Here is a 25564-nt window from a genome sequence, read left to right on the forward strand (position 1 = left end):
GTCGGGGCCGGGACGCCTAGGTCAGCCGGCCGCCGGGCCGAACAGCCGGTCCAGCCGGTAGCGGACGACGGCGAGGGCGTCGTCCACGGTGCGCTGCCGGCCCAGCACGCTGCTGACCAGGCCGTTGGTGAGCGCCAGCAGGCTCACCACCTCGATCCGCGGGTCGGCGTCGGCGGCCACCTGGCCGTCGTCCACGGCCCGGCTGACGACGCCGGTCAGCCACCGCTCCAGCGCGTCCGGGGCGTACCGGCCGTCGACCGCCTCGGCCGGGTCGGTGAGCCCGGCCGCGTAGTAGGCGGTCCAGGCGAGCTGGTCGGCGCGGCTGTCGTCGTCCGTGGGCAGGATCGCGCCGAGGACGACCTCCAGCACCGTCCGTGGCGGGAGGCCGGTGCCGAGCACCGCGGCACGCTCGCGCACGCGCCGGTCGAGACGCGCGGCCAGCTCGGTGATGCCCGAGGCCATGAGGGTGGCCTTGTCGGTGAAGTAGTACTGGACCACCCGCAGCGACACGCCCGCCTCCGCGGCGACCTCGCGCATCGACACCGCCTGCAGCCCACGGGTGCTCGCGATGCGCAGCAGCGCGGCGGTCAGCTCCCGCCGCCGCTCGTCGTGGTCGACCCGCCGGGGCACCGCACCTCCTTCGGGATACACGTGTACCGAAACCTGTGGTACGACTGTATCCCGACACCGACCGAGGAGGCAGCCGTGGCCGTCCTGACCGCCCGTTCCGGAGACCTGGAGATCGCCTACGAGGTGATCGGGGAGCCCGGCGGCGAGCCGCTCCTGCTGGTCATGGGCCTGGGTGCCCAGATGGTCGGCTGGCCCGACGGGTTCTGCGCCGAGCTGACCGCCCGCGGCTTCCGCGTCGTCCGGTTCGACAACCGCGACGTCGGCCTGTCCACCCACCTCGACGGCCCCGTGCCGAGGCGCGCGTGGTCCCGGGTGCCGGCCGCCTACACGCTGTCGGACATGGCCGGCGACGCGGTCGCGGTGATGGACGCCGTCGGCTGGCCGGCCGCGCACGTCGTCGGCGCCTCGCTCGGCGGGATGATCGCCCAGCTGCTCGCCGTCGAGCACCCCGACCGCGTGCTGTCGCTGACGTCGATCATGTCGAAGCCCGCGCCGCGGATCGGCCGGATGCGCGCGCGGACGACGATGGCGCTGGTGCGTCGCGCCCGGGCGCTGGCGAAGGAGCAGGGCCGGCCGACGACCCCCGAGGCGATGGCCGACTTCATGGTCGCCATGCAGGAGGTCACCGGCTCTCCCGGCTACCCCACCGACCGCGAGGACCACCTGGCGATGCTGCGGGTGGCCATGGCCCGCGACGACCAGGGGCTGACCGGGCCGGGCGTCAAGCGGCAGCAGGCGGCGGAGCAGGCCGCCCGCGACCTGCGCGCGGAGCTGGCCGCCGTCCGGGTGCCGACGCTCGTCGTTCACGGCGACGGCGACGTGGTGATCCGCCCGGAGGGCGGGGAGGCGACGGCGGCCGCGGTGCCCGGCGCCCGGCTCGTCGTCCACCCGGGGATGGGGCACGAGCTGCCCCGCGCGCTGTGGCCGGGGATCGCCGACGACGTCCGCGCCACCGCCGACCGGGGGGAGCCCCGGCCCGGGCGCCCGGACGGCGAGGCCGCGGGGACCCGGAGCTCCTCGTGAGGTCCGTCCTGGTGACGCTCGTCCTCGCCCTGGCGGTCGGCGGGCTCGCCGCCGCGGTCGTCCACCCGTCCGCGCCGCAGGAGCCGTGGCGCCGCCGCCTGGTCCGGCTGGTGCCGCTGTCCCTCGTCATGGGTGCCGTGCTCGCGAGGTGCAGCGCCGGGGCCTGAGGAGATGCCCGGTCGCTGGCCTGCCGGCGTGCGTCGCTGGTTGACTCGGTGGATGGTCTCGCCGATCCCCGAGCCGGAGCCCGTCATCGACCCGACCGAGCCGGTGCCCGACGACCCGGGGGAGCTGCTCCCGGACGCCCCGGAGCCGCTGCCGCCCGCGCCGGTCGAGCCGACACCCGACGACCCCGGCGGCGACCCAGGCGGCGTGCCGGAGCCCGCCTGAGGACCCCGCCCCGGCGACGGTGTGCGCAGGTGCACGGTTCCGGCACGGGAACTGCGCACCAGCGCACACCGTCGGGCGGTTGCCCCTGCAGGTCGCCGCCGTCAGAGCACGAAGCCGAGCAGCAGGTGCGCGTTCAGGCCGATGATCAGCGCGGCCACGACCGCCCCGACCGCGGTGGTGACCCGCCGGTTCACCCACCCGCCCATCAGGTCGCGGCGGCTGGTCAGCCACAGCAGCGGCACCAGCGCGAACGGGATGCCGAAGCTGAGCACGACCTGCGACCACACCAGCGCCGTCGTCGGGTCGCCGCCCAGGACGAGCACCGCCAGCGCCGGGGCCAGGGTGATCAGCCGCCGGGCGAGCACCGGGACGTGCCGCTTGAGGAAGCCGGCCATCACGACCTGGCCGGCGTGGGTGCCGACCGAGGAGGAGGCGAAGCCGCTGGCCAGCAGCGCGACCGCGAAGGCGAGCGCGGCGCCGGTGCCGAGCTGGTCGCCGAGGCCGGCGTGCACGCCCTCCAGCGAGGTCGCCTGGTCGCTGCTGCCGGTGAACAGCTGCGCGGCGATCACCAGCATCGCGGCGTTGACCAGGCCCGCGAGCCCCATGGCGAGCAGGACGTCGAGGCGCTGGGCCCGCAGCAGCCGCCGCCGTCCCTCGTGCGTGCGGCCGGCGGTGACGACGTCGCCGTAGCGGCCCGGCGTGAGCGCCGAGTGCACGTAGATGACGTGCGGCATGACCGTGGCGCCGAGGATGCCGGTGGCCAGCACCAGGCTCTCCGGGCCGTCGAAGGTGGGCACCATCCCGCCGGCGACGCCGCCGAGGTCGACGCCGGAGCCGACCAGCGTGTAGCCGAAGCCCAGCCCGATGACCAGCAGCAGCCCGGTGATGACCCGCTCGAAGGGCCGGTGCCCGCGTGACTGCGCCCCCAGCAGCACGAAGGCGACGACGGCGGTGATCAGCCCGCCGATGGGCAGCGGCACCCCGAACAGCAGGTTCAGCGCCACCGCGCCGCCGACGATCTCGGCCAGGTCGGTGGCGATGGCGACCGCCTCGGCCTGCACCCACAGCCCCCAGGTGACCGGCCGGGGCAGCCGCTCCCGGCACAGCGTGGCCAGGTCGCGGCCGGTGGCCAGGCCCAGCTTGGCGGTGAGGCTCTGGATGAGCATCGCCATGAGGTTGGCCGCCACGATCACCCACAGCAGCGTGTAGCCGAAGGAGGCGCCGCCGGAGAAGTTCGTGGCGAAGTTGCCGGGGTCGACGTAGGCGACGGCGGCGACGAAGGCCGGGCCGAGCAGCGGCCAGATGCGGCGTCGTCGTGCGGTCGGTGCCGGCGACGGGCGGGGGGTGCCGACGAGCGTCGTCGGCAGGACGGCGGCCTCGGTCTTCGACAGGTACACGGGGGCCTCGCAGGGGACGGGGGAGGGGGCGTGCTCCGGGTCTGCCCACCGCGGGTGTCACGGGCGGGCCAGGCGGTGGCCCCTGCGGGCCGAGGTGAGCCTGACCTCAGGCGCCCCGGGGCCGCGGCACGTGCCGGGGCCCCGGGGAGCGCTCAGGCCGCCGGGACGACGAGCCCGGCCGTGGCCGTGCGCGCCGTGGTGAACCGCTGCGTGACGTCGGCCCAGTTGACGACGTTCCACCAGGCCTTCACGTAGTCGTTCTTCACGTTGCGGTACTGCAGGTAGAACGCGTGCTCCCACATGTCGAGCATCAGCAGCGGCACGAGACCGACGGCGAGGTTGCCCTGGTGGTCGTGGAGCTGGCAGATGAGCAGCTTCTGGCCCACCGAGTCCCAGGTGAGAATCGCCCAGGCCGAACCCTGCACCCCGTTGGCGACGGCGTTGAAGTGCGACTGGAAGGCCTCGAACGACCCGAACTGGTCGTCGACGGCCGCCGCCAGCTCACCGTCGGGGCGGTCGCCGCCGTCCGGGCTCATGTTGGGCCAGAACACCGAGTGGTTGACGTGCCCGGCGCGGTTGAACGCCAGGTTCGTCTCGTACAGGTTGGCCGCCCACAGCCCGTCGCCCTCCCGCGCCTCGGCGAGCTGCTCCAGCGCCGTGTTGGCCCCGGTGACGTAGGTCTGGTGGTGCTTGTCGTGGTGCAGCTGCATGATCTCGCCGGAGATGTGCGGCTCCAGTGCCCCGTAGTCGTAGGGCAGGTCGGGGAGCACGTACTCGGGCACGGGGTTCCCTCCGTCGGGGCCGGCTCTGACGTCCGTCGTCCTGCCCGGCCGGGGTGTCACGCCCGGGCCGACCCGTGGCCCCCGCGGGCCAGTGCCGCCGGTCGGCCGCCGCTCAGCCGCCCGTGAGGCGGCGGGCGCGCTCCACCAGCGGGTCGATGCGGCGGGCGTGGGCGCCGCGCCAGTGGACCCGCCCGCACCCGGTGCAGCAGGAGGAGTCCGTGGCCGTGCGGCGGGTGCCGGGCTCGAGCCGGTCGGCCACCTCGGCGGCGCCGACGGCGGCCAGGGTGCCGTTGCACGGGGAACACCGGGTGAGCGGGGCCAGCGCCGGGCGGAAGCGGTCGAGCACGTCGGCCAGCCGGTCGTCCGGCGTCGCGCCGCGCACCCACGCCCCGGCCGGCAGCGCCCGGCGCACGAGCAGGCCGCGGTCCTGGGTGAGCAGCACCCGGTCCTCGGTGACGGCGGCGGCGACCGGCTCGGCGTCGTCGGCGTCCGGGGCGCGCGCCTCCGGCGACCACGCGGTGTCCAGGCCGAGCAGCCGCATCCGGCGGGCCAGGGCGCCCAGCCCGGCGTCGAGCAGGAAGCCCCCGGCCGGCTCCGGCTGCGGCCGGGGAGCCGCCTGCACCGCGACCGTCGCGCCGGGCGGCGGCCGGCCGGCCTCGGTCAGCAGCACGCCGGCGGCCTGCACCCGGTGCCCGACGGTCGCGTCGGGGTCGGCGGCGAGCACCCGCCGGCCGGCCGCGCGGTCGCGGGCCGGCAGCAGCGGGCGCAGCGCGTCGTCGACGACCGTCACTCGTCGACGGCGTCCCGCGCCGGGTCCGGTCACGGCGCCGACGTCCGGTACCGCGATGACCCACACGGACGACGCCTCACCTCCGGAGGTCCCCGTGACCGACGCGCGGCAGCTGGCCGGACGGTGGCGCCTCGTCTCCTGGACGGCCGTCCACGACGACGGGCACGTCGGGCACCCGTTCGGCGAGCGGCCCGAGGGGGTCGCCGTGTTCGAGGAGGACGGCTGGGCGGCGGTGCAGATCGCGGCCACCGGGCGGCCGGAGATGAGCGGCCGCGACCCGTTCGGCGCGCCGGAGTCCGAGCAGGCACGGGCCTTCGCCACCTACCTGGCGTACGCAGCCAGGTACGAGGTGCACGAGGACAGCGTGGAGCTGCACGTGGAGCTCAGCCTCCACCCGCCGTGGGTGGGCACGACCCAGGTGCGTCAGTACGCGTTCGACGACGGCGAGCTCGTCCTCCGCCCGCCGGTGCTCGAGACGCCAGGCGGGCGCGTCACCCACGAGCTGCGCTGGCGGCGCGAGAGCTGAGCCGGCAGCGGCGTCCTGCCGGCCGCGGATCCCGGCCCGAGGGGTCGGACGGCGGCAGGGTGGGCATGCCCACCGGGACCGTCCGCGTGCGACCCCGGGAAGCTCCCGTGACCCTGCCCACCGTCCGTCCCCTCGCCCTCGTCACCGGCGCCTCCAGCGGCATCGGGCTGGAGCTGGCCAAGCAGTTCGCCGAGCACGGCTACGACCTGGTGATCGCCGCCGAGGACGACGAGCTCGACGCCGCCGCCGAGCAGCTGCGCGGGATGGGCGCCGCCGTCTCGCCGGTCCGCGGTGACCTGACGCGCTACGAGGACCGCGAGGTGCTGGTGGCCGCCGTCCGCGGCTCGGGCCGGCCGCTGGCCGCCGCCGCGATCAACGCCGGCGTCGGCGTCGGCGGGGCGTTCACCGACACCGACCTCGACGCGGAGCTGGGCATCGTGGCGCTCAACTGCGGCTCGACGGTGCACATCGCCAAGCGGGTGGCGCAGGACATGGCTGTCGCGGGCGAGGGCCGCATCCTGTTCACCTCCTCGGTGGCCTCGCAGGCGCCGCAGCCGTTCCAGGCCGTGTACGGCGCGAGCAAGGCGTTCGTGCAGCACCTGGCGCTGTCGCTGCGCGAGGAGCTCTCCGACCGCGGGGTCAGCGTCACCGCGCTGCTGCCCGGGCCCACCGACACGGAGTTCTTCGACCGCGGCGACCTCACCGACACCCGCCTGGGCGCCACGGACCAGAAGGACGACCCGGCGCTGGTGGCCCGCCAGGGCTACGAGGGACTGATGAAGGGCGAGGCGTCGGTGTTCGCCGGGTCGCTGGCCAGCAAGGCGATGGGCCGGCTGTCGGCCCTGACGCCGGGCAACGTGGCCGCCAAGCTCAACCGGAAGATGGCCGAGCCGGGCTCCGGGGAGAGCTGAGCCGCCGCCCGGGACGGCCGGCCCCGTGGAGCCGCTCCCCGTCGAGGTGCCCGCCGGGCCACTGCTGCTGCGGCCGTGGCGGGCCGGTGACGCCGGTGCCGTCCGTGCCGCGCTGACCGACCCGGCCACCGACGTGTGGAGCAACCCCGGCCGGGTCCGCTCCACCGCGGACGCCGAGGTCTGGGTGGCCCGCCGGGCCGACTGGAGCAGCGGCACCCAGGCCACGTGGGCCGTCGTCGACGCTGCGACCGGGGACCTGCTCGGCTCGCTGTCGCTGCACTCGATCGACGTCTGCCAGGGCAACGCCGAGGTGGGCTACTGGGCGGTGCCCGCCGCCCGCGGCTGCGGGCTGACCGCCCGCGCCGTCGACGCCGCCTGCCGCTGGGGCTTCGCCACCCTGCCGGTGGACCGGGTCGAGCTCGTGCACGCCGTCGACAACCCCGCGTCGGGGCGGGTGGCCGAGAAGGCCGGCTTCACCGTCGAGGGGCGGCTGCGGCAGTCGCACCGGTACGGCGACGGGGTCAAGCGCGACGAGCTGCTGTGGGCCCGGCTGGCCGACGACGACGTCCCCGACCTCGCCCGGGTCACGCCGACGCCACCCGGCCTCGGGCGGTAGGGGGCCACCGGTACGGACCGGTCCGGCAAGCGGGGGTCTTGACGGCGGGACGACTGACATCTGAGATGTCAGTGGTGACCGCTCCGCTCGCGCCCGTCGGACGGGTGCTGCTGCGCGACACCGCGCTGGCGCGCATCCGGGCGGCCATCGTCAGCGGCGAGCTGCCGCCGGGGAGCGTGGTGAAGGACGCCGCCCTCGCCGCCCGCCTCGGGCTGTCGGTCGCCCCCGTCCGTGCCGCGCTGGCCCGACTGGCCGACGAGGGGCTGGTCGAGGCCAAGCCGCAGAGCCACACCCGGGTCACCCCGCTGCGGCCGCGGGAGGTGCGCGACGCCGCCGTCGTCGTCCGGGCGATGCACGAGCTCGCCGCCCGCGAGGGGGCCGGCCGGGTGACCGCCGACGACGTCGCCGCCATGCGCGCGGCCAACGAGCGGTTCGCCGCCGCCGTGGACGCCGGCGACCTCGACGCCGCGCTGGCCGCCGACGACGACCTGCACGCCGTGCTGCTCGACCGCGCCGGCAACACCGCGCTCACCGCGACCGTCGAGCGCCTCACCCCGGCGATCCGCCGGCTGGAGCGGGCCCGCTTCGCCGCGGCGCACGGCCGGGAGTCCGTCGCCCTGCACGACCGGCTCGCCGACGCCTGCGCGACCTGCGACGTCGACGCCGCCGTCGCCACCACCCGCGAGATCTGGACGGCGCTGCTGTCCGAACTGGAGGAGACCGATGACGACGCTGGCTGACTTCCCCCGGCACCCGCTGCTGTTCGGCCCCTCGCCGGTGCACCGGCTCGACCGGCTGACCGCGCACCTCGGCGGCGCCGCCGTCTGGGCCAAGCGGGAGGACTGCAACTCCGGCATCGCCTACGGCGGCAACAAGACCCGCAAGCTCGAGTACCTCGTCGCCGAGGCGCTCGCCCAGGGCTGCGACACCCTCGTCTCCATCGGCGGGGTGCAGAGCAACCACACCCGCCAGGTGGCCGCCGTCGCCGCGCACCTGGGGCTGTCGTGCGTGCTGCTGCAGGAGAGCTGGGTCGACTGGCCCGACGCCGTCTACGACAAGGTCGGCAACATCCTCGTCAGCCGGCTGGCCGGCGCCGACGTGCGGCTGGTCGAGGCGGGGTTCGGCATCGGGTTCAAGGAGAGCTGGGAGGCCGCGCTCGCCGAGATCGAGGCGCGCGGCGGCCGGCCCTACGCCATCCCGGCCGGGGCCAGTGACCACCCGCTGGGCGGGCACGGCTTCGCGAACTGGGCGCTGGAGGTGGCGCAGCAGGAGGCCGAGCTGGGCGTCTTCTTCGACACCGTCGTCGTCTGCTCGGTCACCGGGTCGACGCAGGCCGGGATGGTCGCCGGGTTCGCGCTGCTCGAGGAGCAGGGCGGCCGGCCGCGCCGGGTGCTCGGCGTCGACGCGAGCGCCGAGCCGGCCGAGACCCGTGACCAGGTGCTGCGCATCGCCCAGCGGACGGCGCGGGCCATCGGCGTCCGGCGCGAGCTCACCCTCGACGACGTCGAGCTCGACGAGCGCTTCCACGGCGGCGTCTACGGCATCCCGGACCAGGCGACGATCCGCGCAATGGAGACCGCCGCCCGCACCGAGGGCATGGTCACCGACCCGGTGTACGAGGGGAAGTCGATGGCCGCGGTGCTCGACCTCGTGGGCCGCCGCGAGATCGACCCGTCGTCGACCGTGCTCTACGCCCACCTCGGCGGCCAGCCCGCGCTCAACGGCTACAGCGCGCTGTTCTCCTGAGCGGCGGCGCGGGTGTAGGTGCAGTCGGGCTCGCGCTCCTCGACCAGCACGAACCCCGCCGCCTCGGAGAACCGGCCGGCCCGCGTGTTGCGGGGACGACGTGCTCCACCCACCACCGGGTCTCCGCCGCGGTGTGCGGCACGGCCGGCCACGGCATCGCAGGCTCCCGCGAGCGGAGAACAGCGCGGTGAGCTCGTCGGCGTCGCCGGCCACGCCGTCCCGGAGCCGGACCGTCACCGCTGCCGGTGCAGGAAGCCGCGCAGCGTGCCGGCCACCAGGCCGGGCGCGGTGCTCGTGGCGAAGTGCGTCTGCCCCTCCCACACGACCCGCTCGGCGTCGGGGAGCACGGCCGCCAGCGCGTCCGTGGTGGCCGGCACCGGGTCCCAGGTGTCCGCGCCCTGCGTCAGGAGGGTGGGCACCCGGACGGCGGCCCAGCGCGAGACGGCGGTGTGGTCGGCGACGAGGGCCTCCAGGTCGCGCAGGGAACCGCGTGCCGAGCGCCGGGCCTCGGCCGGGTCGCCCGGCGGGCTCCCCGTCAGCGCGGCGAGCAGGGCGGGCGGCACCTGCGCCACCCGCTCGGCCCACAGCGCGCCCGCACCGGCGAGGTCGTCGTCGGCCAGGCGCGCCCGGTACTCCGCCAGGACCGGCGCGAGTTGCGGACCAGCGGCGAACAGCGGCGGCTCGTGGAGCGCGAGCGAGCGCACCTCGCCGGGAGCGGCGAGCGCCGTGTGCAGCGCGACCTGGGCGCCGTAGGAGGAGCCGACCAGGTGCGCGGAACCCGTGGACGACGACGCACCGGCGGCTGCCAGCACCGCGCGCGTGTCCGCGACGTCGTCGGCGAACGAGCCGGGCCGGTCACCGACGTCGCTCGGACCGTGCCCGCGCCGCGCCACCAGCCACAGCGCGAACCCGTCGGCCAGCCGGTCGGCGACCTGCGCCCAGGAGTGCAGCCCGCCACCGGACCCGTGCAGGAGGACGACGGGCTCGCCGCTGCCCACGCGGCGCACCACCAGCCGCGTGCCGTCCGCCGACGTCACGACCTCGTCCACGCCGTCAGTCTCCCCGCGGGGCCCCGAGCAGCTCCGCGGCCGTGCCCGGCAGCCGGTCGAGCGCGTCGGCGATCCGCCGCTCCTCGAAGGAGAAGTGCGACTCCACGATCGCCGCGAGCCCGTCGAGCTCGACCGCCAGCCGCGGCGAGGTGCCCGCGGCGGCCAGCTCCCCGGCGAGCTCCTCCACCCGGGCGAGGATCCCGGTGATCCACCCGTGGTCCTCGGCCGTCTTCTCCAGCACCGGCGCCAGCTCGGGGAAGCGCTCCGCGAGCGCGGGGAAGGCGCCGGCGTCCTCGCCGGTGTGGTGGGCGGTGAGCGCGGCGCAGAAGGCCAGGCAGTGCGCCGGCAGCCGGCGGCGGACGTCCGGGGGAGCGCCGCTCGCCGCGGCCACCCGTAGCGCGCGCAGGTCGGCGCGCAGCCCGTCGTGGATCCGCCGCAGCTCCGCGCCGAGGGCGGCCGGCCGGGCGGCCGCCGTCACCGGGGCTCCAGGACGACGACGGGCAGCACCCGCGCCGTGCGCTCCTGGTGGGCCGCCCAGCCCGGGTCCGCCGCGGCGGCGCGGGCGAAGGCGGCGTCGCGCTCCGGCCCCTCGAGGACCACGGCCCGGCCGGGCCAGGTCGGCGTCCCGTCCTCGACGGTCACGTGCGGGTCGGCGAGGAGGTTCGGAAACCACTGCGGGTGGTCCGGCGCGCCGCCGGCCGAGGCGATGACCAGGGTGCGGCCGCCGTCGTCGGTCAGCCGGCCGACCGGGGTGGTGTGCAGGCGTCCGGTGCGGGCGCCGGTGGTGGTGAGGAGCAGCAGGTGGGCGCCCGCGAAGGGCCCGCCGACGCGGCCGCCGCGGGCGCGGAACTCGTCGACGACGTGCTGGTTGAACGGGTGTGGCATGCGTGTCCTGTCCGGGAGGGGGTGCGGCGGGCAGCCGCGGGGGAGGGCGGGGACAGGACGACGCCGGCGGGCTGCGGGCCCGCCGCGGGCTCACCCGGCGGCCGGGGACCCGATCCGTGCGCGGCGCGAGGCCGACCCGGCAGTCACGGGCGGGGAGGCTAGCGGTCGCGGGCGGGGCGGGCAACGACCGTCGCGGAGAACGCCCGGCCCCCGGTGCGCAGGCCGGCACCGATCAGCCGGCGCAGCGCGACGACGGCGGCCGCGGTGGCCAGTGACGTCCAGGTCGGCTCGGCCGCCAGCCGGAGCAGCCCGGCGGCCAGCAGCAGGTCGAGCAGGACGCCGAGGGCCAGCGCCGGCCGCCGGGTGGCGACCAGCGCGACCGCGCCGGCGACGAGGGCCAGGCCGCTGACGACGAGCGCCAGCAGGCCGGGCAGCGGGCCCAGCGAGGTCACACGGTCCGCCCGCGGGCCTGCGGGGACGCCGCGTCGGGGACCGCGTCCTGCGCCTCCTCGGCCACCTGCCGCCGCTCCTCGGCGATCTCCTTGGACAGGAAGTAGTTCAGCGCGGTCCGGATCGCCGCGACCGCGGCCAGCTGACCGAGCTCGCGGAAGCTCGGCGCCACCGCCGTCCGCAGCACGTCGCTGGCCAGCTGGAACTCCAGCCCCAGCGCCAGGAACCGGCCCAGGGTCAGCCGCACGGGCACGAACGCCCGCGACCCGCCGCCGCGCACGCCCGCCCACACGAACCGGGCGAAGGCCCACACCGCGCCGACGAGGATGACGGCGGCCCCGCAGGCCTCGACGACGGTGACCAGGACGCCGACGACCTCGGCGAGCAGCTCCTCCACGGCAGCGGCCCTACCCGCGGCGCCGCCGGGTCACAGCGGAACGGCGAGGCCCTCCGGCGGCGGTGCGTCCAGCGCGGCCCGGACGTCGTCCCGCCAGGGCGCCAGCCCGGCCCCGGCCAGGACGACGTCGCGCACCAGCGCGTGCCACCGGCCGACCGCACGCACCATGCCGTGCCCGCCGGGCAGGGTGAACCGGGCGACCCGCACCCCCGCCGCGGCCGCCCGGACGGCGAAGTCGGCCGACAGCCGCGCCGGCACCCACCGGTCGCCGCGGCCGTGGGCGAGCACGATGGTGCGCCCGCGCAGGTGGCCGACCGGCTCGCCCGGCGGCGTCCACGGCGCCAGCCCGCAGACGGCGGCGACCGAGGGGTCGTTCCCTGCCCGCAGCGCCGCCCGGCCGCCCATCGAGTGCCCGACGAGCACCACCGGGACGTCGCCGTGCCGCTCGCGCACCCGGTCGAGCGCCCAGCGGACGTCGGCGTGCGCGTCGGCGGCGATCCCGTTCCAGCCGGCCACCCGGTAGCGCAGCAGGTAGGTCTCCACACCCCGGCCGGCCGCGGCCCGTGAGACGGCCTCCTGGATCGCCCGCATCCGGATCAGCGACAGCGCCCGCTCGCGCGGCGGCTCGACGCTGGCCACGGTGCCGCCGTGGGCGAAGACGGCCACCGCCCGGGTGGGGGCGGCGGCCGGTGTGTGGTCGAGCGCGGGGACCCGCGCCGCGGTGGTCACGGAGCGGTCAGCGGCGGCGGCCGCCGCGCAGGCGGGCGCGCGCCCGGTCGCCGAGGTCGCCGGCCTGCAGCAGGGCACGGCTCACCGGGTCGGGCCCGCGGCGCTGCTCCAGCGCCTGCCCGACGCGGCGCAGCAGCCCGGTGGCCAGCGGCACCAGGACGGTCACGACGAACCAGACGCGCAGCCGGCGGGTGAGGAACAACCACATGGTCGGGCCCTGTGCCCGGCTCCGGGACGGCGCAACCACGCTCGCTCGGGAGCGACCGCCGCTCAGTCCGGGTCCGGTGCCAGGCGTACGACCATCTTCCCGGTGTTGGCGCCCCTCAGGAGGTCGAGGAAGGCCGGGACGGCCTTGTCCAGCCCCTCGTAGACGGTCTCGCGGACGACGAGCTCACCCGACCGGATCCACCCCGACACCGTCCCGGTGAACTCGCCGTGCAGGTCGGTGTGGTCGCCGACGAGCAGGCCGGTGACCGCCAGGCGCTTGGCGATCATCAGCGAGCTGAAGTTCCGCGGCCCGGGCACCGCCTCGGTCGCGTTGTAGGAGGAGATGGCGCCGCAGATCGTCGTCCGGCCGTGCAGGCGCATCGCGCCGAGTGCGGCGTCGAGGTGCTCGCCGCCGACGTTGTCGAAGAAGACGTCGATGCCGTCGGGCGCCGCCTGCGCGAGCAGGTCCCGCACCGGCCCGTCGTGGTAGTCGAAGGCGGCGGTGAAGCCGATCTCGCGCAGCCAGGCGACCTTCTCCGGGGTGCCGGCGCTGCCGATCACCGCCGAGGCGCCGCGCAGCCGCGCGAACTGCCCGACCGCGCTGCCCACGGCCCCGGCCGCACCGGAGACGAACACCGCGTCGCCCTCACGGAAGGCGGCCACCCGGAACAGCCCGGCCCAGGCGGTCAGCCCCGGCATGCCGAGGACGCCGAGGGAGTAGGTGAGCGGCAGGTCCTCCGTGGCGGGGAGCTGCCGGACCGCGCGGGCGTCGAGGACGGCGACGTCGCGCCAGGCGGCGTCGGTGAGCACCAGCGCGCCCACCGGGACGTCGGGGGAGCGGGACTCGACGACCCGGCCGACGGCGCCCCCCTTCATCACCTCGCCGACCTCCCACGGCGCCGCGTACGACGGCCCCAGGCGCATCCGCCCGCGCATGTAGGGGTCGACCGACATGGCGACCATCCGCACCACCACCTGGCCCTCGGCGGGATCGGGGTGCTCGACCTCGACCAGCGCGAAGTCCTCGGGGGTGGGCTCGCCGTGGGGCCGGTTGGCGAGGTGCCACTCGCGGGCGGTCACGGGCACGGGGCGCCTCCTGCGTCGTCGGGGGTCGGCTGCCCGATCCTGCTCCCGCGGCCGGGACGGCGCCCCGCCGGGTGGCGCGACGGTCCTAGGCTCGGAGCATGTTGTTCTCCCGGTACAAGACCCAGCCGGTGACGCCGGAGAACGCGCTGCCGGGCCGGCCCGACCCGCTGCCGTTCGTCCCGGAGACCCACGCGGTGAACGGCAACCGCATCCAGCCGCCGTTCCCCGAGGGGATGCAGACCGCCGTCTTCGGTGCGGGCTGCTTCTGGGGCGTCGAGAAGGTGTTCTGGCAGACGCCCGGCGTGTACTCCACCGCCGCCGGCTACGCGGGCGGCTACACGCCCAACCCCACCTACGAGGAGGTCTGCTCCGCGCAGACCGGCCACACCGAGGTCGTCCTCGTCGTCTTCGACCCCGCCGTCATCAGCTACGAGCAGCTGCTCAAGGTGTTCTGGGAGGACCACGACCCGACCCAGGGCATGCGGCAGGGCAACGACGTCGGCACGCAGTACCGCTCGGCGATCTACCACGCCTCGCCCGAGCAGGAGGCCGCCGCCCGGGCGAGCCGCGACCAGTTCCAGGAGCGGCTGGAGGCGGCCGGCTACGGCGAGATCACCACCGAGATCGCCCCGCTCGGCGACTTCTACTACGCCGAGGACTACCACCAGCAGTACCTCTACAAGGTGCCCGACGGGTACTGCCCGATCCACTCGACCGGCGTGAGCTGCCCGGTGGGCCTCCCCGGCGTGTGACCCGCGAGGCATAGGAAGCTCTCCCCACGTCCTGGGCGTCAGGACGTGGGGAGAGCTTCCTTCGCCTGGGGGACCGCATGGACGTCGTCCGCACGCCGGAGGAGCGCTTCGCCGCGCTGACCGGCTCCGCCCACGAGCCGCGGTACGTCGAGGTCGGCAGCGGGGACGGCGGGACGCTGCGGGTCGCGTACGTCGAGGCCGGCCCGGCCGACGGCGAGGTCGTGGTCCTGCTGCACGGCGAGCCGTCCTGGTCGTTCCTGTGGCGGCACGTCGTCCCGGAGCTGACCGGCGCCGGGCTGCGCGTCGTCGCCCCCGACCTGGTCGGCTTCGGCCGCTCCGACAAGCCCACCGACCCCGCGGCCCACTCCTACGCCGCGCACGTCGAGTGGGTGCGCGAGGCGCTGTTCGACCGGCTGGACCTGACCGGCGTCACGCTGGTCGGCCAGGACTGGGGCGGGCTGATCGGGCTGCGGCTGGTCGCCGAGCACCCCGACCGGTTCGCGCGGGTCGTCGTCGCCAACACCGGGCTGCCCACCGGCGACACCCCGATGGGCGAGGCGTTCCTCGCCTGGCAGCGGTTCGCCACGACCGCGCCCCGGTTCGACGTCGGTCGCGTCGTCGCCAACGGCACGGTCACCGACCTGCCGGCGGAGGTGGTCGCCGCCTACGACGCGCCGTTCCCCGACGAGGCGTCCAAGGCCGGCGCCCGGGTCTTCCCCGCGCTGGTGCCCACCGCGCCGGACGACCCGGCGTCGGCGGCCAACCGCGCGGCGTGGGAGGTGCTCAGCCGCTGGGAGAAGCCGTTCCTCACCGCGTTCAGCGACTCCGACCCCATCACCGGCGGCGGCGACCGGGTGTTCCAGCGGCTCGTGCCCGGCGCGCAGGGGATGCCGCACACCACGCTGCGCGGCGGCGGGCACTTCCTGCAGGAGGACGTCGGCCCCGAGCTCGGCCGGGCGGTCGCCGCGTTCGTCGCCGCCACCCCGCGGACGTGACCGGGGACCTGCTCGCGACGCTGCGCCGCGAGCCCGACGTCGAGGCGCCCGACCTCGTCGCTGTCGACGCCACCGACCGGCTGCTGCTCGACACCGCGGCGCCGCACCTGCCGGCGGAGCCCGGCCGCGTCGTGGTCGTCGACGACTCCTACGGCGCGCTCACCCTCGGCGCGGTCGCGGCCGGCGCCACCGACGTGCGGGTGCACCAGGACCTGCTCGTCGGGGAGCGCGCGCTGGCCCGCAACGCCGCGCGCACCGGGCTGGCCGGCACCTACCGCCCCCTGCCCCTGGACGCCGCCCTGGTCGCCGGCGCCACGCTGGTGCTGGCCAAGGCGCCCCGGGCCCTGGAGGCGCTGCGCGAGCTCACCGAGCTGGCCGCGGCCGCAGCCGACCCCGGGGCCGTCCTGCTGGTCGGCGGGCGGGTCAAGCACATGACCCTCGGCATGAACGACGTCCTGCGCACCGGGTTCGGCGAGGTCTCGGCCACGCTGGCGCGGCAGAAGTCGCGGGTGCTGGTGGCCCGCGGGCCACGGCCGGGCGTGCGGCCGTCCTTCCCCCGCTGCCGGCACGACGACGCCCTGGACCTCGACGTCTGCGCGCACGGCGCCGCCTTCGCCGGCACCCGCGTCGACGACGGCACCTGGCTGCTGCTCACGGCGCTGCCCGGCGCCGCCCCGGACGCCCGCGCGGCGCTCGACCTCGGCTGCGGCACCGGCGTGCTGGCCGCCGTCCTCGCCCGCTCCCGGCCGGAACTGGCCGTCACCGCCACCGACCAGTCGGCCGCGGCGGTCGCCTCCGCGCGGGCCACGCTCGCCCGCGCCGGGCTCGAGCGGGTCCAGGTGCGGCGGGACGACGCCGCGGCCGGGGTGCCCGACGGGAGCGTGGACCTCGTCGTCTGCAACCCGCCGTTCCACGTGGGCGCCGCCGTCGTCCCCGCTGCGGCCGACCGGCTGTTCGCCGCCGCGGCGCGGGTGCTGCGGCCCGGCGGTGAGCTGTGGGCGGTCTACAACAACCGGCTGCCGCACCGCGCGGCGCTGCGCCGGCTGGTCGGTCCCACCCGCGTCGCGGCCGCCGACCGCCGCTTCACGGTGACCGTCTCCACCCGGCGCGGATAGCGGAACCACAAAGGCCCCCCGCGACGTGGGATTCGGTTGCAGTCGACCGGGTGCCGGCCGAACAAGGAGGCAGCGGCGCCTCCCTGCGCCGTCCACCGCGCTCCGGGAGAGCCCCATGCCGCGCAACACCTGGTCCGACCGCCCCCTGGGCGTCAAGCTGTCCGCGCTCGTCGGGGCCGGGGCACTGGCCCTCGGCGCGGTCACCCTCATCGCCGTGCAGGAGTTCTCGGGGGCCGGCGACCGCACCCAGGTCCTGCTCGACACCACCCACGCCACCGCCGAGGGGCTCGAGGCGGACATGATGCACGACGCCGTCCGCGCCGACGTGCTGCAGGCGCTGCAGGCGGCCCAGGCCGGCCGGGTCCAGGACCTCCAGGCGGCGCAGGCCGACCTGCAGGAGCACTCGGCCGCCCTGCAGGAGCACCTGGACGCGGTCGTCGCCGACGGTCTCGGGACCGACGTCGAGCAGGCCGTCACGGCGGTCACGCCCGCCGTGGACGACTACCTCGCCGCGGCCGCCCAGCTCGTCGCGACGGCGGGACGGGACGTCCGGGCGGCGCAGAACGCCTATCCGCAGTTCCTGACCGCCTTCACCGACCTCGAGCAGGAGCTCCCCTCGGTCGGCGACGCGGTCGGCGCGCACGCCCGGCGGGCGGCGGACGAGACGACCGCCCAGCTGAGCTCGGCCGGACCCCTGGTGCTCACCGTCGCCGGCGCCGCCGTCCTCGTGCTGGGCCTGCTCGGCTGGGCCGTCACCCGCTCGGTGGTCGGTCCGCTGCGCCGGGTGGGGGCCGTGGTCGCCGCGATGGCCGCGGGCGACCTGCGGGGCGCCACCGGGGTGGACAGCCGCGACGAGGTGGGGCGGATGGCCGTCGCGCTGGAGACCTCGATGGGGGCCGTGCGCACCGTGCTCGCCACGATCGGGGACAGCTCCACCACGCTGGCCTCGGCGACCGAGGAGCTGTCGGCCTCGGCGCAGGACCTCTCCCGGCTGGCCGTGGAGTCCGCCGACCAGTCGGGCATCGTGGCCGGCGCGGCCGAGCAGGTCTCGCAGAACGTGCAGACCGTGGCCGCCGGTTCGGAGGAGATGGGCGTGTCGATCCGCGAGATCGCCCAGAACGCCAGCGAGGTCGCCCGGGTCGCCTCCCAGGCGGTCGTCGTCGCCGACTCCACCACCTCGACCGTCGCCAAGCTCGGCGAGTCGTCGCTGGAGATCGCCGGCGTCGTCAAGGCGATCACCACCATCGCCGAGCAGACCAACCTGCTCGCGCTCAACGCCACCATCGAGGCCGCCCGCGCCGGGGAGGCCGGCAAGGGCTTCGCCGTCGTCGCCAACGAGGTCAAGGAACTCGCGCAGGAGACGGCCAGGGCCACGCAGGACATCACCACCCGGGTGCAGGCCATCCAGACCGACACCGAGGGCGCGGTCACCGCGATCGGCGAGATCTCCTCGATCATCGGGCTGATCAACGACTCGCAGGGCACCATCGCCGCGGCGGTGGAGGAGCAGACGGCCACGACGACGGAGATGAACCGCAACGTCGCCGAGGCGGCGCTCTCGGCCGGTCAGATCGCCGAGAACATCCAGGCGGTCGCCGGCGCCAGCACCTCGACCACGCGGGCGATGCAGGACGCGCGGTCGGCGATCGACGAGGTGGCCCGGCTGGCCTCCGGCCTGCAGGCCTCGGTGGCGCACTTCCGCTGGTGACCGGGACGGCGGCGTCGGCGGGGAGAGCTCAGAGGGTCAGGGCGTACACCGGCTCGTCCTCGCCGGCCATCTCCCCGGTGGGGACGAAGCCCAGCGAGAGGTAGAAGGGGGCCGGGCTCCCGTCGCCGTCGTGGGCGCTCACCTTCAGCACCGCCGCGCCCTGCGCCCGCACGTGCTCGGCGACCAGCGCCACCACCTGCCGGCCGATCCCCTGTCTCTGCGCGGAGGCGTCGACCATGAGGCGCCACAGCATGTGGCCCGGTGGCTCGGCGGAGTCCCACAGCATCACGAAGCCGACCAGCTCCCCGCCCGAGCGCACCGCCCGGCACCACGCCTGGGGGTGCACGTACGCCTCGGCGATCGAGACGGCGGGAGGCGCGACGAAGTGGTCCTGGCCGGGTCCCAGCCGCAGCTCGCACACCGCCCGGACGTTGTCGGGGGTGAGCGGTTCCAGCTCGACGGCGGCCACGGCAGCAGATGCTCCCAGGGGAGGGCGGTGCTGGTCCCCGGAGTCCGCTGCGGCCACCCTGGAGGGCATGCCGACGACGCACCCGACCCCGTCCCGCCTGCGCCGGGCCCTGCCGTGGATCGGCGGGGGCCTGGCGGTGCAGGGCGTCCTCGCCGCCGCCGGGCAGGTGTGGGCCTGGCGCGCGGACGAGGGTGACGACAGCACCGCCGGGATCCGGCGGGTGCGGGTGATGGGCGGCGTCCAGCTCAGGCCGCGCCACCCCGAGCTTCTCCCGGGTCCGGCTGGACGTCGTCATGGGCGGCGGCGAGGTGGACCTGACCGGCCTGGCGCCGGTGCCGGGGGGCGTCGACGTCACCGTCCACGCGGTGATGGGCGGTGCGGCGGTGCGGGTGCCGCCGGGCTGGCGGGTGTGGAGCGGGGTGCGCGCCGTCGCCGGCGGCGCCGGGCTCGGACCCGGGGTGCAGCGGACCGACGACGAGCGCGGCGCCGACCTGCGGCTGCACGGGTGGGCCGTCATGGGTGGCGTCGGCGTCGAGACCCCGCGCTGACCGCGGTCGCGGGTCCCGGCGAGCGTCGTGCAGCGGTCGCGCGGGAAGCCCCGGGACCGCGAGCCGGTGGCCGTCGTGTTGCACGTGGAACCGGCGCGTCACGAGCCCCGGTACGTCGAGTACGCGAACGGCGAGAGCAGCCGCCGACCCCGTCCCGGTCGCCGGGGCCGCGGGTCGCAGCGACCGCCGATAGCGTCGGGATCGTGGGGGCGATCGGCGCGGCCGTGATCCCGGGCTACCGCCGCGACCTGGCGGCGGCCCGGCGGCGTCTGGCCGAGCCGCCGGTCCCGGTGCGCCGCCTGTCGTCGGCCGAGGGCGTCGTCGAGTACGCCCGGTACGGGCACGGGCCGGCCGTCCTCGTGCTGCACGGCAGCGGCGGGGGCTGGGACCAGGGCGTGGACTGGGCCCGGCGCCGGCTCGGCGAGGACCGCGACGTCGTCGCGGTCTCCCGGTTCGGCTACCTGGGCTCCACGCTGCCGCGGGGCGCGACGACGGCGGCGCAGGCCGACGCCTACGCCCGGCTGCTGGACGCCCTGGGCATCGACCGGGCCGACGTCGCGGGGGTGTCCGCGGGGTCGATGACCGGGCTGCACCTCGCCGCGCGGCACCCCGACCGGGTGCGGCGGCTGGTCCTGGAGTCGCCGGTGCTGCCCACCCGCAGGCCCGTCCGGCTCCCGCCCGCGGGCGTCTACCGGCTGCTGGTGACCCTGGAGCCGCTGCTGTGGGCGCTCGTCCGCTCCGGGCCCCTGACCCGGATCGCCGCCGGTGTGCCCGCCGGCGAGCTGGACGACGCCGGGCGCGCCGAGCTGGCCGAGATCAACGCGACCGCGTTCCCGCTGGCGCCCCGTCTCCCCGGGATGGTCTTCGACCGGGCGGTGGCCGCGCCCGAGCTGTACCGGGGGGAGCCCGCGCCCGAGGCGGTCCCGGCGCCCACGCTGGTCGTCAACGCCGCCGAGGCGGTGCTCACCCCGCACGACGACGCCGAGGCCTTCGTCCGGCGACTGCCCCGGGGACGGCTCGTCGAGCTCTCGACCGGCGGCCACGTGCTGGTCGGCAACGTCGAGCACCTCCGCCGGGTCCTCGCCGGGTTCCTCGACCAGCCCCCTCCGGACGCCGCCCCCGGCGGCTGAGCCGGCGCCCCACCACCCACTCTCCCGGGTGCCGGTCCGGCGGCCGCGTCGGCGTCGGCGGCAGGACCCGCCTAGGCTGCCCTGCGTGGTGACGCGGTGACCCCGGACGCGTCCTCCTCCCTGTTCGCCAACGGCGGGGAGGTGGGCCGGGAGATGGCCGCCCGGGACTGGGCCGCCACCCCGGTGGGCCCGCCCGAGCAGTGGCCCTCCGCGCTGCGCAACCTGGTGCGCATCGTGCTCACCTCGCGGTTCTCGATGTGGGCCGCGTACGGCCCCGAGCTGACCGCCTTCTACAACGACGCCTACCTGCACGACACGCTGCGGGACAAGCACCCGTGGGCGCTGGGCCGGTCGGCCCGCGAGATGTGGTCGGAGATCTGGGACGACATCGGCCCGCGCATCGAGTCGGTCCTCGAGACCGGCGTCGCCACCTGGGACGAGGACCTGCTGCTGTTCCTGCAGCGCAGCGGCTACCCGGAGGAGACCTACCACACCTTCTCCTACAGCCCGGTCGACGACGACGAGGGCCGCACCGCCGGGATGCTCTGCGTCGTCACCGAGAACACCGACCGGGTGCTCGCCGAGCGGCGGATGGCCGGTCTGCGCGACCTCGCGACGGCGGTCTCCGCCAAGCGCACCGAGGCCGAGGTGCTGGCCGCGGTGGGCGAGCAGCTCGCCCGCAACCCCCACGACCTGCCCTTCAGTGCCACCTACGTGTTCGACGAGGACGGGACGGCGCGTCTGGGTGCCACGACCGGCCTGCCCGCGGGCTCCCCGGCGGCGCCGCACGCGATCCCGGCCGGCACCGCCGACCCGGTGTGGCCGGTCGGGCGGCTGCGCGCGGGGGATCCCCTGGTCGTCGTCGACGGGCCGGCGCAGCGCTTCCCCGGCCTGCCCACCGGCGCCTGGGACGCCCCGCCCGAGCAGGTGGTCGTGGTGCCGGTCGCCTCCGCGGCGCCCGGCGCGGCCGCGCTGGCCGGCTTCCTCGTCGTCGGTCTCAACCCCCACCGGCGTCTCGACGAGGCCTACCGCGGCTACCTGGAGCTGCTGGCCAACCAGATCGCCTCGGGCCTGCTCAACGCCGGGAGCCACGAGGCCGAGCGGCGCCGCGCGGAGGCGCTGGCCGAGCTCGACCGCGCCAAGACCGACTTCTTCAGCAACGTCAGCCACGAGTTCCGCACCCCGCTGACGCTCATCACCGGACCGGTCAGCGAGCTGCGCTCCTCGCCGGTGGCGGCGGCCGACGCGCGGGTGGCCGAGGAGCTCGAGGTGGTCGAGCGCAACGCGCTGCGGCTGCAGAAGCTGGTCAACACGCTGCTGGACTTCTCCCGGCTGCAGGCCGGGCGCATCGAGGCCCGCTTCGAGCCGGTCGACCTCGGCGCGGTGACCGCCGAGCTGGCCAGCGTCTTCCGCTCCGCGTTCGACCGCGCCGGCCTGACGCTGACCGTCGACTGCCCGCCGCCGGCGGAGCCGGTGCACATCGACCGGGACATGTGGGAGAAGGTCGTCCTCAACCTGCTGTCCAACGCCCTGAAGTACACCTTCACCGGCGGTGTCACCGTGCGGCTGCGGGAGCGGGACGGCGCGGTCGTCCTCACCGTCGCCGACACCGGCACCGGCATCCCCGCCGCCGAGCTGCCGCGGCTGTTCGAGCGGTTCACCCGCGTCTCGGGCGCCCGCGCCCGGTCCGGCGAGGGCAGCGGCATCGGCCTGGCCATGGTGCGCGAGCTGGTCGGCCTGCACGGCGGGTCGATCGACGTCGACAGCACACCCGACGTCGGCACCACGTTCACGGTCACCGTGCCGCTGGGCACCGCGCACCTGCCGCCGGAGCGGATCGCCCCGCCGGCCGCCGAGACGCCCGCCGTGTCGGCGGCGGCCACCCCGTACGTCACCGAGGCGCTGCGCTGGCTGCCCAGCACGGCCGAGGAGGTCCGCGAGACGGTCCCGGAGGTCCCCGCGGCCCGGGCCGGACGGGTGCTGGTCGCCGACGACAACGCCGACATGCGCGACTACGTCGTCCGGCTGCTGGCCCCCGCGCACCGGGTCCGGGCCGTCGGGGACGGGCAGGCCGCGCTGGCGGCGGCGCTCGCCGACCCGCCCGACCTCGTGGTCAGCGACGTGATGATGCCGGGCCTCGACGGCGTGCAGCTGCTGGCCGCGCTCCGCGCGGACTCCCGCACCTCGCGCGTGCCGGTGGTCCTGCTGTCGGCGCGCGCGGGCCAGGACGAGGCGGTCGAGGGGCTGGCCGCCGGCGCCGACGACTACCTGGTCAAGCCGTTCTCCGCGCAGGAGCTGCTCGCCCGGGTCGACGCGCACCTGCACCTGGGCCGGGCCCGCCGCGAGGCCGAGGAGCGGTTCACCGCGATGGCCGACCTCGCCCCGGCCCTGATCTGGGTGGCCGACGCCGACGGCCGGCGGGTGTTCCTCAACGCCGGCTGGTCGGCGTTCACCGGCCGCGCGGTCGAGGAGGAGCTCGGCGAGGGCTGGCGCGCCGGCCTGCACCCGCAGGACCGCGACCGCTACGCCGGGGCCGTCCGCGCGGCCGCGGCGCGCGGGCAGGGCTGGGAGGTGGAGTTCCGGCTCCGCCGCGCCGACGGCGCCTACCACTGGCTGCTCGAGCGGGGGGCCCCGATCGGCGCGGACGGCGCGACGGCGCGCACCGGCGGGTACGTCGGCAGCTGCACCGACATCAACGCCCGCTACCGCGAGACCGAGCGGCAGACGCTGCTCGCGGCCGTCGGCACCGCGCTGGACCGGGAGACCGAGGTCGAGGGCCAGCTGGCCACGCTGGCCCGGCTGGTGGTCGACCGGCGGCTGGCCGACCTCTGCACCGCCCGGGTCGTGGGGGACGACGGGCGGCTCCGCTACGTCGGCACCGCCGCCGTGGACGACGAGGTGGTCCGGGCGGTCGACTCCCTGGAGCCGCACGGGGGGCTCGGGCGGGTGGTCCTCGAGACCGGCGTCCCGGCGCTGCGGCCGCACCTGACCGGGGCGGGGGACGGCGGCGTCCGGCTGGACCTCAGCTCCGCCCTGGTCGTGCCGCTCACCGTCCGCGGGCGGGTCCGGGCCGTGCTGGCCCTGGGCCGACGGTACGACGCGCCGCCGTTCCACGAGGACGACCGGGCCGTCGCCGAGGACATCGCCGCCCGCGCGGCGCTGGCGCTCGACAACGCGCTGCTGCTGGCCGACGAGCGGGCCACCGCCCGGAGGCTCGGGCTGCTGCAGCGGGCCACCGCGGAGCTGTCGGCGGCGACCTCACCGGTGGACGTCGCCGAGGCGGCGGCCGGCCACGTCACGGCGCTGACCGGCCACGGCAGCCGGGTCGGCGTCTTCGAGCTCGACGACGCCGGCCGGGGGCTGCGCCTGCTCTGCATCGCCGGCGCGGGCGCCGACGAGCACCGGTTGTGGGCCGACGTCCCGCTGTCGGCACCGCTCGCGGTGACCGCCGCCGTCGCCGAGCGGCGGGCGCAGTGGGTCGAGGACCTGGCCGACTGGCCCGGTGCCCGCGGCGGCCTGGCGCCGGACCAGGCAGGCGCGCTGGCCGCGTTCGGGCTGGCCTCGACCGTGGCCCTGCCGCTGCTGGTGGCCGGCCGGGTGGTCGGCGTCGTCGGCGTCGGCTTCGCGGAGGCCCGCCGGTTCGGCGCCGTCGAGCGCGGCATGCTGCTCGCCGTCGCCGAGCAGTGCGCCCAGGCCCTCGACCGCGCCCGCCTCTACCGCGCCCAGCAGGACATCGCCTCGACCCTGCAGCGCGACCTGCTGCCCCAGCGGCTGCCGCAGCTGGAGCGGCTCGCGCTGGCCGCGGAGTACCTGCCCGGTGCGGCCGGCACCTCCGCCGGCGGCGACTGGTACGACGTCGTCGAGCTGGGCGGCGGGCGGGTCGCGGTCGCCGTCGGCGACGTCGTCGGCCAGGGGCCGTCCGCCGCCGCGGTCATGGGGCAGCTGCGCAGCGCGCTGTCCACCGCCCTGCTCCAGGGCAGCCCACCGGCGGAGGCGCTGGAGCTGCTCGACCGGTTCGCCGCGCGACTGCCGGGCGCGCTGGCCTCCACGGCGGCCTGCCTGGTCCTCGACTGGGTGGCCGGCACGGTGCGGTGGGCCCGCGCCGGCCATCTGCCGCCGCTGCTGGTCACCGACGGCGGGGCCCAGCTGCTGGAGGACGGCGCCGGCTCCGTCCTCGGCGCGCCGGGACGGCCGCCCTACACCGAGGGCAGCGCCGTCGTCGCGCCCGGGACGACGCTGCTGCTCTACACCGACGGCCTGGTCGAGCGGCGCGGCGAGGTCCTCGACGTGGGCCTGCAGCGGGTGACCGACGCAGCCGCCCGGCTCGCCGACGCCGACCCGGCCCGGCTGACCCGGGCGCTGCTCGGCGAGGTGCTCGACGCGTCGGCCCTGCCCGACGACGTCGCGGTCATCGCCGCGCGGCTGACCCCCCCACCGGTGCAGGAGACCCTGCCGGCCGACCCCGCCCGGCTGGCCCGGGTGCGCCGCACGGTCACCGCCTGGGCGCGGGCCGCCGGACTGTCCGAGGACGGCGTCGACGACCTGCAGCTGGCCCTGGGCGAGGCGCTGGCCAACGCCGTCGAGCACGCCTACGCCGCGAGCGGCGGGGCGGGCCGGTGCGAGTACCGGCTGGCGCGGACCGCCGACGGCAGCGTCGACGTCTGCGTCCGGGACGAGGGCGTCTGGCGGCCCGTGCCGGCCGACCCCGGGCACCGCGGCCGCGGGCTGGAGCTGATCTCGGCGCTGGCCACCGACGTGGAGGTCGCCCGCACCACCGACCTGCGCGGTGTCGAGGGCGCCGGGACGACGGTGCGCTTCCGCTTCGTCCCGGCCGGTCCCGGGCCGGCCGACCCGCCGGTGCGCGGGCCGCGGGTGCCGTCGGACACCGGGCCGGCCCGGCTGCAGGCGCACCGGGACGGCGACGGCCTGCGGCTGGAGGTCACCGGCGAGGTCGACCTGGCCGTCACCCCGGGGCTGCGGGCCGAGGCGCTGCGGGCACTGGAGGAGCTGCCCGCGGGCGCGCGGGCGGTGCTCGACCTGACGCCGGTGACGTACCTGGCCAGCGCCGGCGTGGGGCTGGTCCTGGAGCTGCAGGCCGCGGCGGCCGCCCGCCGGGTGGTCCTGCAGGTGCGCACGCGCCCGGGCTCGGCACCGGCGCGGGTGCTCGCGCTGGGGGACCTCGGCGGCGACCGCTCCTAGCCGGCCGGGTCCCTCCGCAGGGTGGGCAGCGCCA

29 protein-coding genes are annotated in these 25564 nt (G+C 76.9%); 15 read left to right on the top strand and 14 right to left on the bottom strand.

Annotation, left to right across the window (positions count from 1 at the left end; all coding sequences use genetic code 11):
* Positions 1 to 21: 21 nt before the first annotated feature.
* The gene (locus tag ACWIZO_RS07230) at positions 22 to 630 is read right to left on the bottom strand and encodes a TetR/AcrR family transcriptional regulator (protein ID WP_448641818.1); all 609 of its coding nucleotides are present in this window, start codon (positions 628 to 630) and stop codon (positions 22 to 24) included.
* A 75-nt stretch (positions 631 to 705) separates the two neighbouring features.
* Between ACWIZO_RS07230 and ACWIZO_RS07235 the strand changes: the two genes are divergently transcribed.
* The 3 genes from ACWIZO_RS07235 to ACWIZO_RS07245 are packed head-to-tail and all read left to right on the top strand — an operon-like array spanning position 706 to position 2043.
* Positions 706 to 1653 (top strand): alpha/beta fold hydrolase, encoded by a 948-nt coding sequence (locus tag ACWIZO_RS07235; RefSeq protein ID WP_448641819.1) that lies wholly within the window; start codon positions 706 to 708, stop codon positions 1651 to 1653.
* Positions 1650 to 1820: a hypothetical protein gene (locus ACWIZO_RS07240; RefSeq protein ID WP_448641820.1), complete on the top strand. Its 171-nt coding sequence runs from the start codon at positions 1650 to 1652 to the stop codon at positions 1818 to 1820. The genes ACWIZO_RS07235 and ACWIZO_RS07240 overlap by 4 nt, the downstream gene beginning before the upstream one ends.
* Before the next feature lie 52 nt (positions 1821 to 1872).
* Positions 1873 to 2043: a hypothetical protein gene (locus ACWIZO_RS07245; protein WP_446758069.1), complete on the top strand. Its 171-nt coding sequence runs from the start codon at positions 1873 to 1875 to the stop codon at positions 2041 to 2043.
* A gap of 101 nt (positions 2044 to 2144) precedes the next feature.
* Here the strand turns inward: ACWIZO_RS07245 and ACWIZO_RS07250 are convergent, their stop codons facing one another.
* The 3 genes from ACWIZO_RS07250 to ACWIZO_RS07260 form a co-directional block, all read right to left on the bottom strand.
* Complete coding sequence (locus ACWIZO_RS07250; RefSeq protein WP_448641821.1) at positions 2145 to 3440, bottom strand: Nramp family divalent metal transporter; 1296 nt, start codon at positions 3438 to 3440, stop codon at positions 2145 to 2147.
* Positions 3441 to 3592: 152 nt separating this feature from the next.
* On the bottom strand, positions 3593 to 4222 hold the full coding sequence (locus ACWIZO_RS07255) for a superoxide dismutase (RefSeq protein ID WP_448641822.1): 630 nt from the start codon (positions 4220 to 4222) through the stop codon (positions 3593 to 3595).
* Between the two features lie 112 nt (positions 4223 to 4334).
* Positions 4335 to 5012: a Mut7-C RNAse domain-containing protein gene (locus ACWIZO_RS07260; RefSeq protein ID WP_448641823.1), complete on the bottom strand. Its 678-nt coding sequence runs from the start codon at positions 5010 to 5012 to the stop codon at positions 4335 to 4337.
* Between the two features lie 94 nt (positions 5013 to 5106).
* On the opposite strand from ACWIZO_RS07260, the gene ACWIZO_RS07265 reads away from it, so the two are divergent.
* The 5 genes from ACWIZO_RS07265 (at position 5107) to ACWIZO_RS07285 (ending at position 8811) form a co-directional block, all read left to right on the top strand.
* Positions 5107 to 5538 (top strand): lipocalin-like domain-containing protein, encoded by a 432-nt coding sequence (locus tag ACWIZO_RS07265; RefSeq protein ID WP_448641824.1) that lies wholly within the window; start codon positions 5107 to 5109, stop codon positions 5536 to 5538.
* Positions 5539 to 5645: 107 nt separating this feature from the next.
* Complete coding sequence (locus ACWIZO_RS07270; RefSeq protein WP_448641825.1) at positions 5646 to 6449, top strand: SDR family NAD(P)-dependent oxidoreductase; 804 nt, start codon at positions 5646 to 5648, stop codon at positions 6447 to 6449.
* Between the two features lie 25 nt (positions 6450 to 6474).
* Positions 6475 to 7065 carry a GNAT family N-acetyltransferase gene (locus ACWIZO_RS07275; protein ID WP_448641826.1) on the top strand — a complete coding sequence of 197 codons (591 nt, stop codon included), beginning with the start codon at positions 6475 to 6477 and terminating at the stop codon, positions 7063 to 7065.
* A 74-nt stretch (positions 7066 to 7139) separates the two neighbouring features.
* Entirely contained in the window at positions 7140 to 7805 is a 666-nt protein-coding gene (locus tag ACWIZO_RS07280; protein ID WP_448641827.1) for a GntR family transcriptional regulator, read from the top strand.
* Complete coding sequence (locus ACWIZO_RS07285; RefSeq protein WP_448641828.1) at positions 7789 to 8811, top strand: 1-aminocyclopropane-1-carboxylate deaminase; 1023 nt, start codon at positions 7789 to 7791, stop codon at positions 8809 to 8811. Before ACWIZO_RS07280 ends, ACWIZO_RS07285 begins: the two co-directional genes overlap by 17 nt.
* On the opposite strand, the gene ACWIZO_RS07290 is transcribed toward ACWIZO_RS07285, so the two are convergent.
* The 9 genes from ACWIZO_RS07290 to ACWIZO_RS07330 all read right to left on the bottom strand — a co-directional run bounded on the left by ACWIZO_RS07290 (position 8790) and on the right by ACWIZO_RS07330 (position 13614).
* Positions 8790 to 8924, bottom strand: a complete 135-nt coding sequence (locus tag ACWIZO_RS07290) for a hypothetical protein (protein WP_448641829.1) — start codon at positions 8922 to 8924, stop codon at positions 8790 to 8792. The two genes, ACWIZO_RS07285 and ACWIZO_RS07290, sit on opposite strands and share 22 nt — an antisense overlap.
* 120 nt (positions 8925 to 9044) lie before the next feature.
* The gene (locus ACWIZO_RS07295) at positions 9045 to 9860 is read right to left on the bottom strand and encodes an alpha/beta fold hydrolase (RefSeq protein ID WP_448641830.1); all 816 of its coding nucleotides are present in this window, start codon (positions 9858 to 9860) and stop codon (positions 9045 to 9047) included.
* Positions 9861 to 9864: 4 nt separating this feature from the next.
* Entirely contained in the window at positions 9865 to 10338 is a 474-nt protein-coding gene (locus tag ACWIZO_RS07300; protein WP_448641831.1) for a hemerythrin domain-containing protein, read from the bottom strand.
* Positions 10335 to 10745 carry a nitroreductase/quinone reductase family protein gene (locus ACWIZO_RS07305; RefSeq protein ID WP_448641832.1) on the bottom strand — a complete coding sequence of 137 codons (411 nt, stop codon included), beginning with the start codon at positions 10743 to 10745 and terminating at the stop codon, positions 10335 to 10337. The genes ACWIZO_RS07300 and ACWIZO_RS07305 overlap by 4 nt, the downstream gene beginning before the upstream one ends.
* A gap of 158 nt (positions 10746 to 10903) precedes the next feature.
* Entirely contained in the window at positions 10904 to 11197 is a 294-nt protein-coding gene (locus ACWIZO_RS07310; protein ID WP_448641833.1) for a hypothetical protein, read from the bottom strand.
* A complete protein-coding gene (locus tag ACWIZO_RS07315) occupies positions 11194 to 11592 on the bottom strand; it encodes a DUF1622 domain-containing protein (RefSeq protein WP_448641834.1) in 399 nt (132 codons plus the stop codon). Before ACWIZO_RS07315 ends, ACWIZO_RS07310 begins: the two co-directional genes overlap by 4 nt.
* A 30-nt stretch (positions 11593 to 11622) precedes the next feature.
* A complete protein-coding gene (locus ACWIZO_RS07320; protein WP_448641835.1) occupies positions 11623 to 12321 on the bottom strand; it encodes an alpha/beta fold hydrolase in 699 nt (232 codons plus the stop codon).
* Between the two features lie 7 nt (positions 12322 to 12328).
* Positions 12329 to 12529 carry a hypothetical protein gene (locus ACWIZO_RS07325; protein ID WP_448641836.1) on the bottom strand — a complete coding sequence of 67 codons (201 nt, stop codon included), beginning with the start codon at positions 12527 to 12529 and terminating at the stop codon, positions 12329 to 12331.
* Positions 12530 to 12591: 62 nt separating this feature from the next.
* On the bottom strand, positions 12592 to 13614 hold the full coding sequence (locus ACWIZO_RS07330; RefSeq protein ID WP_448641837.1) for an NADP-dependent oxidoreductase: 1023 nt from the start codon (positions 13612 to 13614) through the stop codon (positions 12592 to 12594).
* Positions 13615 to 13712: 98 nt separating this feature from the next.
* Between ACWIZO_RS07330 and msrA the strand changes: the two genes are divergently transcribed.
* The 4 genes from msrA to ACWIZO_RS07350 all read left to right on the top strand — a co-directional run bounded on the left by msrA (position 13713) and on the right by ACWIZO_RS07350 (position 18184).
* Positions 13713 to 14366, top strand: coding sequence for a peptide-methionine (S)-S-oxide reductase MsrA (gene msrA / locus ACWIZO_RS07335; RefSeq protein WP_448641838.1), 654 nt, complete (start codon positions 13713 to 13715; stop codon positions 14364 to 14366).
* 77 nt (positions 14367 to 14443) lie between these two features.
* On the top strand, positions 14444 to 15361 hold the full coding sequence (locus ACWIZO_RS07340; protein WP_448641839.1) for a haloalkane dehalogenase: 918 nt from the start codon (positions 14444 to 14446) through the stop codon (positions 15359 to 15361).
* Positions 15358 to 16476, top strand: a complete 1119-nt coding sequence (locus tag ACWIZO_RS07345; protein WP_448641840.1) for a class I SAM-dependent methyltransferase — start codon at positions 15358 to 15360, stop codon at positions 16474 to 16476. The genes ACWIZO_RS07340 and ACWIZO_RS07345 overlap by 4 nt, the downstream gene beginning before the upstream one ends.
* Before the next feature lie 115 nt (positions 16477 to 16591).
* Positions 16592 to 18184, top strand: coding sequence for a methyl-accepting chemotaxis protein (locus ACWIZO_RS07350; RefSeq protein WP_448641841.1), 1593 nt, complete (start codon positions 16592 to 16594; stop codon positions 18182 to 18184).
* 28 nt (positions 18185 to 18212) lie between these two features.
* Here ACWIZO_RS07350 and ACWIZO_RS07355 read toward each other — a convergent pair whose 3' ends face one another.
* Entirely contained in the window at positions 18213 to 18653 is a 441-nt protein-coding gene (locus ACWIZO_RS07355; protein WP_448641842.1) for a GNAT family N-acetyltransferase, read from the bottom strand.
* A gap of 293 nt (positions 18654 to 18946) precedes the next feature.
* Between ACWIZO_RS07355 and ACWIZO_RS07360 the strand changes: the two genes are divergently transcribed.
* The 3 genes from ACWIZO_RS07360 to ACWIZO_RS07370 all read left to right on the top strand — a co-directional run bounded on the left by ACWIZO_RS07360 (position 18947) and on the right by ACWIZO_RS07370 (position 25530).
* Positions 18947 to 19201, top strand: a complete 255-nt coding sequence (locus ACWIZO_RS07360; protein ID WP_448641843.1) for a hypothetical protein — start codon at positions 18947 to 18949, stop codon at positions 19199 to 19201.
* 203 nt (positions 19202 to 19404) lie between these two features.
* The gene (locus ACWIZO_RS07365; RefSeq protein WP_448641844.1) at positions 19405 to 20331 is read left to right on the top strand and encodes an alpha/beta fold hydrolase; all 927 of its coding nucleotides are present in this window, start codon (positions 19405 to 19407) and stop codon (positions 20329 to 20331) included.
* 96 nt (positions 20332 to 20427) lie between these two features.
* Positions 20428 to 25530, top strand: coding sequence for a SpoIIE family protein phosphatase (locus ACWIZO_RS07370; protein ID WP_448641845.1), 5103 nt, complete (start codon positions 20428 to 20430; stop codon positions 25528 to 25530).
* Positions 25531 to 25564: the final 34 nt, after the last annotated feature.

The sequence above is a fragment of the Geodermatophilus sp. URMC 63 genome (assembly GCF_053502565.1).